Raw genomic sequence first — 11,379 nt, forward strand, 5'->3', positions numbered from 1 at the left:
CCGGCGGGTGCGGGTGCCCGGTCCGTGCCCCGGCGGACCTCGTGTCCCGGTGTGCCGGCGCGGCCCAGGACCCAGCTCGCCCCGGGCAGTGCCTTCGCCGCCTTTTTCAGCGGGGCCAGGCAGGCGGCCGCTTGCCTGTGGTCGGGCACGCTGCCCGGTGCGCACAGGACGGTCGCCAGGGAGAGCGTCACGGTCCGGCCGCCGGCCGACCACGACACGTCCAGCACGGCTGCCGCCAGCGGATCGAGCCCCTCCGGATCGGTGAGCACCAGGAAGTCGTCGCCGCCGATGTGGCCGACGCGCGTGTGCCCCGACGCCGCCTGCTGCAGCGCCCGCCCGACCGCCCGGATCAGGTCGTCGCCCGCCGCGAACCCGGCCCCGTCGTTGACCTGCTTGAAGTGGTCCACGTCGAGCCAGCTCAGCGCGAACGCCCGCCCCTCCGCGATCCGCCGGTCCACCTCACCGGTGATCGCGTCCGACCCGGGCAGCCGCGTCAGCGGATTCAGCCCCGCAGCCTCCTCCACCCGGCTCTCGGCCAGCGCCCGCACGAGATCCGCGAGCCGTACGACGCCCACGCACCGCCCGTACGCGTCGACCACCGCCACGTCGTCCGACGTACGGTCCCGGCCGCCGACCGCGACCACGTCCAGCACCTCCCAGGCCGTCGCGTCGGCCCCCACCGTCCGCGGCGGGTCACCGAGCTTGGCGGCGGGGCGGTCGGCGTACAGGGCGTGCCCGTAACGCCCCGACATCGACAGCAGGAAACGCGACCGGTGCACCGACCGCACCGGAACTCCGGCCCGGTCGACGAGCAGCACCCCGGACACGTCCGGAGACCCGGTCAGCAGCGCCCGTACCTGCCCCGCGGACGCGGTCGCCGGCAGCAGCGCGGCTGGCCGTACGAACTCCCGCACCCACGGGCCCGACCGCGACACCGGCAGCGCACCGGGGGAGGGAGGCGGAACGTACACGTCCGCCGCGGGCAGCCGCGCGGGCGGCGCGAACAGCTCGCCCTGGGCCAGCTGGGCCCCCGCCTGCCGCGCGGCCGCGCACTGCAGTTCCGTCTCCACACCCTCGACGGACAGCAGCGCCCCCAGCTCCTCGCACAGCGCCCGCATCCCGCGCACGGCCGCCGGCCGCGCCAGCAGCGACCCGTCGAGCTTCACCAGCTCCGGCGCCAGGTCCGTCAGCAGCCGCAGCGGCGCGTCACCGTCCCCGACACCGTCCGCACAGATCCGGAACCCCTGGTCCCGCAGCGCGGCCACCGCCTCCAGCAGGGCCTGCTGCGGTACATGCGTGTACGGCGGACCGACGTCGATCGTCACCTCCCACGGCAGCCGTCCCGCCTCGCGCACGGCGTCGTGCAGCGGGGTCAGCCCACCGAGGTCGGCGAGCGTGCCGGCGAACACGTTGACGTGCAGCGGCAACAGCGTCTCCTTGCGCACCGCCGCCCGGAACGCCGCCACCGCCAGCCGGCCGTCCAGCGCGGGATCGCGGCGGGCCTCGGCCAGGACGTCCCCGGTCTCCGGGCGGGCGAGTATCTCCAGCGCCGCGACCCCGCCGGTCATCAGATTGACCACCGGCTGGAAGGCGAAGCGGAGAGTATCCGTCCAGGAGCGCACGGGAGCATGATGGCGCCGCCGGCGACCGCCCAGGCCGAGTTCACGCGACGTTCACGTAGGATTCCCGGCCGGTCACTGAACGTATCCGTGATCTCGACCGCATCCGGCCACTTCCCCTGCGGAACCGCGGCCTGATAGATGCAGGGGACATGACACGAATCTCCACCGCGGTCCGCGGACTGGTCACCACCCTCGCCGCCCTGCTCGCCGTGACCGCCGCCCCCGCCGCCGCCCAGGCGAAGACCGAGCCCAAGGCCCCGGACGACTTCGTAGCCCTGAGAAGCGTCGACCCGACGATCATCCAGGAGATGCGCTACGTCACCCCGCACAACTTCGTCGGCGAGCCCATCGACGGCTACCGCCAGCCCCTGTGCATCCTCACCCGCCCCGCCGCCGAAGCCCTCCACAAGGCCCAGCTGCGGCTGCTGCGCCAGGGCTACTCCCTCAAGGTCTACGACTGCTACCGGCCGCAGCGCGCCGTCGACCACTTCGTCCGCTGGGCGAAGGACCTCGACGACCAGGAGATGAAGGCCGAGTTCTACCCGAACGTCGACAAGACACGGCTGTTCGCCGACGGCTACATCGCGGAGAAGTCCGGCCACAGCCGCGGCTCCACCGTGGACCTCACCATCGTGCGGCTCCCGGCGAAGCCCACCCGGCCCTACCACCCCGGACAGCCCCTGGCCCCCTGCTTCGCACCCCAGGACGAGCGCTTCCCCGACAACTCCGTCGACATGGGCACCGGCTACGACTGCTTCGACACCCTCTCGCACACCCTCGACCCCCGCATCCAGGGCACCCAGCGCGCCAACCGGCTGCTGCTCAAGAACACCCTGGAGGACGTCGGCCTCGTGAACCTCCCCGAGGAGTGGTGGCACTTCACGTACAAGCCCGAGCCCCACCCGGACACCTACTTCGACTTCCCGGTGTCCGCCAGGTCGCTCGCCGGCCGCCACTGAACCGCCTGCCGGAGCCGCCCCCTCCGTGATCGGATACAGTCCGCCGCGTGTCCGAAACTCAAACCTCCGTTCCCAACTCCGCGCCGGACTCCCACTGTTCGAGCTGCGGAACGCCCTACGGAGAGGGCGTCTCCGGCTGGCCCCGCACCTGCCCGGCATGCGGCACCGTCGCCTATCGCAACCCCCTGCCCGTCGCGGTCGCCCTCCAGCCCGTGTACGACACGCAGGGCACCGCCCTGGTCGTCATCACCCGGACGGTGCCCCCCGCGCGCGGCGGCACCGCCCTCCCCGGTGGTTACATCGACCACCGCGAGGACTGGCGGCAGGCCGTCGTCCGCGAACTCAAGGAGGAGACGGGCATCGACGCCGAGAGCCGCGACGTACGACTCGCCGACGCCATGAGCTCGCCCGACGGCCACCTGCTGCTCTTCGGGCTCCTGCCCGAGCGCCCCGCCGAGGGCCTCCCGCCGTCCGCCCCCACGGACGAGACGGAGGGCTGGCACCTCCTGCGCAGGGCGGAGGAACTGGCCTTCCCCCTCCACACCCTGGCCGTACGGGCCTGGTTCGAGGGCCGCTACATCTGAGCCGGACCGCCCTCCGGGAGCCCGCGGACACGGACGGGACGCGACGGCCCGGCCAGGCCGTCCTCGCCCTCGCGCTCCACCACCACCCGCGGGCCCTCCCAGCGGGCGACGTACCGCTCGATCCCCGGTTCCTCCCAGCCGTCGCCCGCGTCCGGCACGACCAGCCCGCCCCCGGTCCGACCCCGGGCGGGCGCCCACACCTCCAGCTCCACCCCGCCGTCCCGCCCGCGCACGGGCACGACGGCACCCGCTCGCGCGAACACCGGGATCCGCGCGAGCGGGGCCTCCACGAGCACCTGCCCGGGCCCCTCGTACGCCCGCTCCGTCACCGTGTCGTACCAGCGGCCCCGCGGCAGCCGCACGGCACGCCGGTCCGCACCCGGATCGAGCACCGGCGCCACCAGCAGACAGTCACCCAGCAGGAAGGCGTCCTCACAGTCCCGCAACGCCCGGTCCTCCGGCGCCGACCACCACAACGGGCGCACATACGGCGCACCCGTCCGCCGGGCCAGATGCGCGAGCGTCACGAAGTACGGCAGCAGCCGCCGGCGCTCCACCAGCGCCACGCGCGCGTGCTCCAGCACCTCCGCACCGAACTCCCACGGCTCCCTGCGCCCCGCCCGCAGACTCGCGTGCGTACGGAACAGCGGCAGATACGCGCCCAACTGGAACCACCGCAGAAACAGCTCCGGCGACGGACTCCCGTCGAAGCCGCCCACGTCCGGCCCCGAATACGGCACCCCGCACAGCCCGAGCCCCATCACCAGCGCCAGCGACGCCCGCAGACCGGGCCAGCCCGTCGCCACGTCCCCCGACCACGTGCCGCCGTAGCGCTGCATCCCGGCCCACCCCGAGCGCGAGAACACGAACGGCCGCTCCTCGGGCACCAGCTTCCGCAGCCCCTCGTACGCCGCCCTGGCCATGCACAAGGCGTACACGTTGTGCGCCTCCCGGTGGTCACCGCCCAGCCCCTCCAGACGGTGCCGGGCCGAACGCGGCAGTGTCGTCTCCCCGAACGCGGCGAACGACGTCGGCTCGTTCAAGTCGTGCCAGAACCCCGCGAACCCCTGCCCGATCCGCTCCTCGTACAGCCCGCCCCACCACTGCCGCACCCCCGCGTCCGTGAAGTCCGGGAAGACCGCATCCCCGGACCACCCCACCCCCCGCACCACCTGCCCGGAGGCGTCCCGCACGAACGCGTCCCCGGCCGCCCCGGCGTCGTACACCGCGTTGCCGGGCACGGCGGGCACCGCGGGATCGACGACCGACACCAGCCGGATCCCGTCCCGCCGCAGCTCCTCGGCGAGAACGGGCAGCTTGGGGAACCGGTCCTGGTCGACGGTGAACACCTGATGGGCGTCGTAGTGGTCGATGTCCAGATGCACGGCGTCCAGCGGCAGATCCCGCTCCTGGTAGCCGGCCACGATCCGCCGGACCTCCTGCTCACCGCCGAACCCCCACCGCGCGTGCTGGTGACCCAGCGCCCACGCCGGCGGCAGCGCCGCCGCCCCGGTCAGCGACGCCCAGGCGAGCAGCACGCGCGCGGGGGTGCCCACCATCACCCAGCAGCGCAGCGGACCGCCGTCCATCCGCAGCACGCTCGTCCCGGGCCGGTCGTGCCCGGAACCGGCACCCTCCCGGCCCTCGCTCAGCGCCACCGTGCCGTCCCACGAGCTGTCGTGGAACAGCAGGTGCGTCCCCGCGTCGGCCACCACCAGCTGCACCGGCATCGTGACGTACAGCGGATCGTCCCCCGGAGCGAACGCCAGGCCCGGGTCCGTGTTCCACAGCCGGTACGTGCCGTCCCGCAGCCGAGGACCCGACGCACGCCCCCCGAGCCCGAAGAAGCGCGCGTCCGCCGCCACCTCCGACCGCACCATCCAGCGCGCCGGCCCGCCACCCACCGGCTCCCACCACCGGGGCGGCTGGTCACGGCGCAGCACCACACCACCCGGAGTACGGACCTCGATCGCACCGTGCCGCGAGACGGCCACCGTCACCCGCTCGGCCACCACCCGCCAGCCGCCGTCCTTGTCCGGCTCCAGCGCCGCCCGCGGATCCGGCTCCGGACAGCGGCCCGCCAGCGCGTACGACGGCTCGGGCCCGGCCCCGTCCCAGCCCCAGAAGGCGGCCCCGTTCACGGCGACGACGATCCGCAGCTCCGAGCGTCCGAACCGCACGACACCGCCCCCGGGCCCCGGCTCGGCCTCCTGCACGATCCCCGGCACCCGCGCCCGCTCCGCACCCCGCGGCGGCAGCCCCACGGCGTCGGCACGCCGCCTGCGCCACGCCGCCCGCACGGTACGCCACCCCTGGGCCGCCCCCGCCGAACCGACCGCTTTCACCGAACGCACCAGGTCACGACCGTCCATGCTGCTCACCCTGCCATCGAACGCTGCACGCGAGGGTGTCGTTCAACTGCCGTTCACCCGTGATGGGGCCACATCTTCAAGTCACCGACTATGTGGGGCGCACCCTGGTGTAGAAGTCGATCACATGGCATCGTCCGTGTCAGCCGCGTCACGCGCACACCCCAGCCCGTGCGCGGAGGACGCACACGACGCGCACAGTCCGGGAGCCGCCCCATGTCGACCGTAGACCCCCAGCCGCTCTGGCAGCCGGATGCGGAACGCATCGCCCGAGCACGGATCACCAGATTCCAGACCTGGGCGGCCGAGCACCACGGCGCCCCCGCCGAAGGCGGCTACGCGGCTCTGCACCGCTGGTCCGTCGACGAGCCGGAGACCTTCTGGAAGGCCGTCACCGAGTGGTTCGACGTCCGGTTCTCCACTCCCTACGCGCGCGTGCTGGGCGACCGCTCCATGCCCGGCGCCCAGTGGTTCCCCGGCGCCACCCTGAACTACGCCGAGCACGCCCTGCGCGCCGCCGCGGGCCGCGCGGACGAAGCCGCCCTGCTGCACGTCGACGAGACCCACGAACCCACCCCCGTCACCTGGGCCGACCTGCGCCGCCAGGTCGGCTCCCTCGCCGCCGAACTGCGCGCCCTGGGCGTCCGCCCCGGCGACCGCGTCAGCGGCTACCTCCCCAACATCCCGCAGGCCGTCGTCGCCCTCCTCGCCACCGCCGCCGTCGGCGGAGTCTGGACCTCCTGCGCCCCCGACTTCGGCGCCCGCAGCGTCCTGGACCGCTTCCAGCAGGTCGAACCCGTCGTCCTGTTCACCGTCGACGGCTACCGCTACGGCGGCAAGGAACACGACCGCCGCGACACCGTCGCCGAACTGCGCCGCGAACTGCCCACCCTGCGCGCCGTGGTCCACATCCCCCTCCTCGGCACCGAAGCACCCGAGGGCGCCCTGGAGTGGTCGGCCCTGACGTCCGCCGACACGGAACCCGTCTTCGAGCAGGTCCCCTTCGACCACCCCCTGTGGGTGCTCTACTCCTCCGGCACCACCGGCCTGCCCAAGGCCATCGTCCAGTCCCAGGGCGGCATCCTGGTCGAGCACCTCAAGCAGCTCGGCCTGCACTGCGACCTCGGCCCCGAGGACCGCTTCTTCTGGTACACGTCGACCGGCTGGATGATGTGGAACTTCCTCGTCTCCGGCCTGCTCACCGGCACCACGATCGTCCTCTACGACGGCAGCCCCGGCTACCCGGACACCGGCGCCCAGTGGCGCGTCGCCGAACGCACGGGGGCCACCCTCTTCGGCACCTCCGCCGCGTACGTCATGGCCTGCCGCAAGGCCGGCGTGCACCCCGGCCGCGACCACGACCTCTCCACGGTCCAGTGCGTCGCCACCACGGGCTCGCCCCTGCCCCCCGACGGCTTCCGCTGGCTGCACGACGAAGTCCGCGCCGACCTGTGGATCGCCTCCGTCAGCGGCGGCACCGACGTGTGCTCCTGCTTCGCGGGAGCCGTACCCACCCTCCCCGTGCACATCGGCGAGCTCCAGGCCCCCTGCCTCGGCACCGACCTGCAGTCCTGGGACCCGGACGGCAACCCCCTCACCGACGAGGTCGGCGAACTCGTGGTCACCAACCCCATGCCCTCGATGCCGATCCGCTTCTGGAACGACCCCGACGGCAGCCGCTACCACGACAGCTACTTCGACACCTACCCCGGCGTCTGGCGGCACGGCGACTGGATCACCCTCACCTCACGCGGCTCGGTCGTCATCCACGGCCGCTCCGACTCCACCCTCAACCGCCAGGGCGTCCGCATGGGCTCGGCCGACATCTACGAGGCCGTCGAGCGCCTCCCCGAGATCAGGGAATCCCTCGTCATCGGCATCGAACAGCCCGACGGCGGCTACTGGATGCCGCTGTTCGTGCATCTCGCCCCCGGAGCCGTCCTCGACGAGAGCCTCCTGACCCGCATCAAGCAGACGATCCGCGAACAGCTCTCCCCGCGCCACGTCCCCGACGAGATCATCCAGGTGCCCGGCATCCCGCACACCCTCACCGGCAAGCGCATCGAGGTCCCCGTCAAACGCCTCCTCCAGGGCACACCCCTGGAGAAGGCGGTGAACCCCGGCTCCATCGACGACCTCGACCTGCTCCACTTCTTCGAGGACCTCGCCCGCAAACGCGCCTGACCAGGCCATTCAACGGGCCGGCCACCCCGCGGCGGCCGGCCCGCAGCCCTCCGCGGACGCCGTTGTCAGTGCCGCCGATTACTCTGAGTGAGCATTGATCGACCGTGCAGAGGGGGAAACATGGCGCACACCGACCAGACCATGCGACGCGTCCTGCGCCGCGAGATCGCCGGCACCATCGGCCTGCTCACCGACGAGCACGACTTCCGCGCCATGCGGCGCTACCGCAGCTTCACCTTCGACGACTACACGACCTACTTCCGGCAGGTGGAGGCCGTGCTCCGCGCCCGCGCCTCCCAGGGCACCCACACCACGGTCGCCCTCTTCGACCCGGAGGACTACGCCGAGTTCTGCTCGACCACGGGACTCGACCCGGACGCCCCCGCCAGCCGCACCCGGTTCACCGCCCAACTCGCGGCCACCGGACCCACCGTCCCCTACGAGGGCCAGCCCCTCGCCGACCTCCTCCCGGCCCTCGTCGACGAGGCGGTCCGCCAGGCCACCTGGGAGTACGCGTCCATGCTGCTGGCCCGCCTCGGCACCTGCGCCGGCTGCGGCGAGGACCTCGGCCGCGCCGCCTACCTCCGCGCCTCGCACCTCCTGGTCCGCATCCTCGACACGGCCCCACCGGGCGACCACCACCTGGTCTGCAGCGTCTCCGGCCCGCCGGAAACCCTCGTCTCCGTCCTCCACGCGGACGAGAACGCCGGCGACGCTCCGCACCTGGACGAGGCGGAGGCCCTGGAGTTCACCAGCGTCCTGGCCCTGGGCCTCGCCACCGACGTCCCCGGCGGACTCGTCATGCGCACCACCGCGCCGGGCAGCCCCGACCGTGTCTACGGCTGGCGCCTGCGCGGATACGGCCTCGAACCCCTCACGGCCGGAGAGGTCTTCGACGCCTACTGCACCGACGCCGAATCCGGCGACCTCATCTCCCCGGAATCCAACGTCGACTACTGCGAGCCACCCGACCTCGGCGACGAGAACCCGGCGCCGGGGCACCGCCACTGAACGCGAGAGGGCGCCCCACCCACAGGTGGAGCGCCCCTCACAGCGACGGCACGGTCGCAGCCGGGCCCTACTCGCCGGACAGCACCGCCTGAGCCGCGTTGCGCGCCTCCTCGGCGCTGTCCGCCGCCCGGGCGGCCGCAGCCGCCCGCTCGCACTGCGCCAGCGTGAACTTCGCCAGCGTCGCCCGCACGTAGGGCAGCGACGCCGCACCCATGGACAGGGAGGTGACACCCAGACCGGTCAGCACACACGCGAGCAGCGGGTCGGACGCGGCCTCACCGCAGACACCACAGCTCTTGCCCTCGGCCTTCGCCGCCTCGGCGGCCAGCGCGACCAGGTCGAGCAGCGCGGGCTGCCACGGGTCCTGCAGCCGGGACACCGCACCCACCTGACGGTCGGCGGCGAAGGTGTACTGCGCGAGGTCGTTCGTCCCCAGCGACAGGAACTCGACCTCCTGAAGGATCGAGCGCGCGCGCAGCGCCGCCGACGGGATCTCCACCATCGCGCCGAACTTCGCCCGCAGCCCGGCCTCACGGCACGCGTCCGAGAACGCCTTGGCGTCGGCACGGTCCGCCACCATCGGGGCCATGACCTCGAGGTAGACGGGCAGTCCCTCCGCGGCCTTCGCCAGCGCGGTCAGCTGCGTCCGCAGCACCTCGGGGTGGTCCAGCAGGGTGCGCAGCCCGCGCACGCCCAGCGCCGGGTTCGGCTCGTCCGCCGGCGTGAGGAAGTCCAGCGGCTTGTCCGCGCCCGCGTCCAGCACCCGCACGACCACACGGCCCTCGGGGAACGCCTCCAGCACCTGCCGGTAGGCCGCGATCTGCTTCTCCTCGGAGGGCGCCTTCTTGCTGTCGTCGAGGAAGAGGAACTCGGTACGGAACAGACCGACGCCCTCCGCCCCGGCCTCGACGGCCGCGGGCACGTCGGCGGGACCACCGATGTTCGCCAGCAACGGCACCTTGTGCCCGTCGGACGTCGCCCCGGGGCCGGTCGAGGCGGCCAGTGCCGCCTTGCGCGCGGCGGCCTCGGCCGCCAGCCGTGCCTTCTTCTCCTCGCTGGGGTTCACGAAGATCTCGCCGGTGCTCCCGTCCACGGCGATCACCGTGCCCTCGGGCAGCTCACCGGCACCCGGCAGCGCCACCACGGCCGGCACACCGAGCGCACGGGCCAGGATCGCGCTGTGGCTGGTCGGCCCACCCTCCTCGGTCACGAAACCGAGGACCAGCGTCGGGTCCAGCAGCGCCGTGTCCGCGGGCGCCAGGTCCCGTGCGATGAGGACGTACGGCTCGTCGCTGTCCGGCACCCCCGGCATCGGCACGCCGAGCAGCCGGGCGACGATACGGTTCCGCACGTCGTCGAGGTCGGCCACCCGGCCGGCCAGGTACTCACCGGCGCCGGCCAGCAGGGCGCGGTAGGCGGCGAAGGCGTCGTACACCGCACGCTCGGCCGTGCTCCCGACCGCGATGCGCCGCTCGACGTCCGCCAGCAGCTCGGGGTCCTGGGCCATCATGGCCTGGGCCTCGAGCACCGCCTGGGCTTCGCCCCCCGCCAGATTGCCGCGCGCGATCAGGTCGGCCGCCACAGCCTCCACGGCCTTGCGGGCGCGCCCCTGCTCACGCTCCGCCTCCTCCGCCGGGATCTGCTTGGCAGGCGGCTCGAGCACCGCCGTTCCCATGTGCCGGACCTCGCCGATCGCCACACCGTGGCTGACACCGACGCCTCGCAGCGTTGTCTCCATCTCACCCGTCTCCGATAGTGCGGCGAGCCTGCCGCCGCGGTGGTTGTCCTACCAGCCGTCACAGAACGGTACTGACGTCACTTCCAGAGAAAGAGACTCTCCCCGGCCTTCACTTCGCCGTCCTCGCGGAGATCGGAGAGCGCCTCCGCCGTCGCCTCCAGCGCGACGACCGGGCACACCGGCGACTTGCCCGCGGCCTCGACGTCTGCCGGGTTCCAGCGCACGATGCCCTGACCGCGCACCACGGTGTCGCCCTTGCTGACCAGCAGCTCGAAGCCCTCGCCGTTGAGCTGCACCGTGTCGATGCCGAGGTGGGTCAGCACCCCGTGCCCGCTCTCGTCGACGACGACGAAGGCGTGCGGGTGCAGAGAGACGATGACACCGTCCACGGGCGCGACCGCCTCGGAAGGCTCGCGCGCGGGATCGATGGCGGTACCCGGGCCGACCATGGCCCCGGAGAAGACCGGATCCGGCACGGCGGCCAGTCCGATGGCGCGTCCTGCCAGCGGGGACGTCACGGTGGTCATGGGAAGCCTCCCAGGGGTGGAGATTCAGATGGGCCGTCACTGCCTGTACGGGACGGCACGCTGGGCAGCAGCGTATGTCATAGGAAGTACGGGTTCCGCATGATCCTACCGAATAGAGGTCTAGACCACAGTCCCCCGTGATTTGCACCGGTTCCACGGCCGCGTGTACAGTCGTGAGTCCTGCCTGGGGCGGAGCGATGCGAACCAAGCGTCCCCTACCCCGGCGGCAACCCAACCTCGCAGATCCTATCTTCGGATCGCCTTCTGCATGCCCGCAGGACGGTGGTCGGAGGGAGCGGAAAAGCCTGGTAGTGTTGGAAACACCGAAGGGAAGCGCCCGGAGGAAAGCCCGAGAGGGTGAGTACAAAGGAAGCGTCCGTTCCTT

Annotated in this window: 8 protein-coding genes; 4 read left to right on the forward strand and 4 right to left on the reverse strand. The window is 72.8% G+C overall.

What is annotated here, in order from left to right:
* A partial coding sequence (locus H0H10_RS00235; RefSeq protein WP_188178723.1) for a GGDEF domain-containing protein occupies positions 1–1,622 on the reverse strand: 1,622 nt, incomplete at its 3' end.
* 149 nt (positions 1,623–1,771) lie between these two features.
* On the opposite strand from H0H10_RS00235, the gene H0H10_RS00240 reads away from it, so the two are divergent.
* Positions 1,772–2,581 carry a M15 family metallopeptidase gene (locus tag H0H10_RS00240; RefSeq protein WP_188178724.1) on the forward strand — a complete coding sequence of 270 codons (810 nt, stop codon included), beginning with the start codon at positions 1,772–1,774 and terminating at the stop codon, positions 2,579–2,581.
* 47 nt (positions 2,582–2,628) lie between these two features.
* On the forward strand, positions 2,629–3,165 hold the full coding sequence (locus tag H0H10_RS00245; protein WP_188178725.1) for an NUDIX domain-containing protein: 537 nt from the start codon (positions 2,629–2,631) through the stop codon (positions 3,163–3,165).
* On the opposite strand, the gene H0H10_RS00250 is transcribed toward H0H10_RS00245, so the two are convergent.
* On the reverse strand, positions 3,156–5,537 hold the full coding sequence (locus tag H0H10_RS00250; RefSeq protein WP_188178726.1) for a glycoside hydrolase family 31 protein: 2,382 nt from the start codon (positions 5,535–5,537) through the stop codon (positions 3,156–3,158). The genes H0H10_RS00245 and H0H10_RS00250 overlap by 10 nt on opposite strands.
* Before the next feature lie 213 nt (positions 5,538–5,750).
* Between H0H10_RS00250 and H0H10_RS00255 the strand changes: the two genes are divergently transcribed.
* Both H0H10_RS00255 and H0H10_RS00260 read left to right on the forward strand, forming a co-directional pair.
* Positions 5,751–7,718, forward strand: a complete 1,968-nt coding sequence (locus tag H0H10_RS00255) for an acetoacetate--CoA ligase (protein ID WP_188178727.1) — start codon at positions 5,751–5,753, stop codon at positions 7,716–7,718.
* A 120-nt stretch (positions 7,719–7,838) separates the two neighbouring features.
* On the forward strand, positions 7,839–8,729 hold the full coding sequence (locus H0H10_RS00260; RefSeq protein ID WP_188178728.1) for a DUF8829 domain-containing protein: 891 nt from the start codon (positions 7,839–7,841) through the stop codon (positions 8,727–8,729).
* Between the two features lie 67 nt (positions 8,730–8,796).
* On the opposite strand, the gene ptsP is transcribed toward H0H10_RS00260, so the two are convergent.
* Together ptsP and H0H10_RS00270 are read right to left on the reverse strand one after the other, a co-directional pair.
* Positions 8,797–10,467, reverse strand: a complete 1,671-nt coding sequence (gene ptsP / locus H0H10_RS00265) for a phosphoenolpyruvate--protein phosphotransferase (protein WP_188178729.1) — start codon at positions 10,465–10,467, stop codon at positions 8,797–8,799.
* Between the two features lie 77 nt (positions 10,468–10,544).
* Positions 10,545–10,994 carry a PTS sugar transporter subunit IIA gene (locus tag H0H10_RS00270; RefSeq protein ID WP_188178730.1) on the reverse strand — a complete coding sequence of 150 codons (450 nt, stop codon included), beginning with the start codon at positions 10,992–10,994 and terminating at the stop codon, positions 10,545–10,547.
* Between the last annotated feature and the right edge of the window lie 385 nt (positions 10,995–11,379).

Origin of the sequence: Streptomyces griseicoloratus (assembly GCF_014534645.1) — a bacterium.
In the GTDB taxonomy this organism is placed as follows: domain Bacteria; phylum Actinomycetota; class Actinomycetes; order Streptomycetales; family Streptomycetaceae; genus Streptomyces; species Streptomyces griseicoloratus.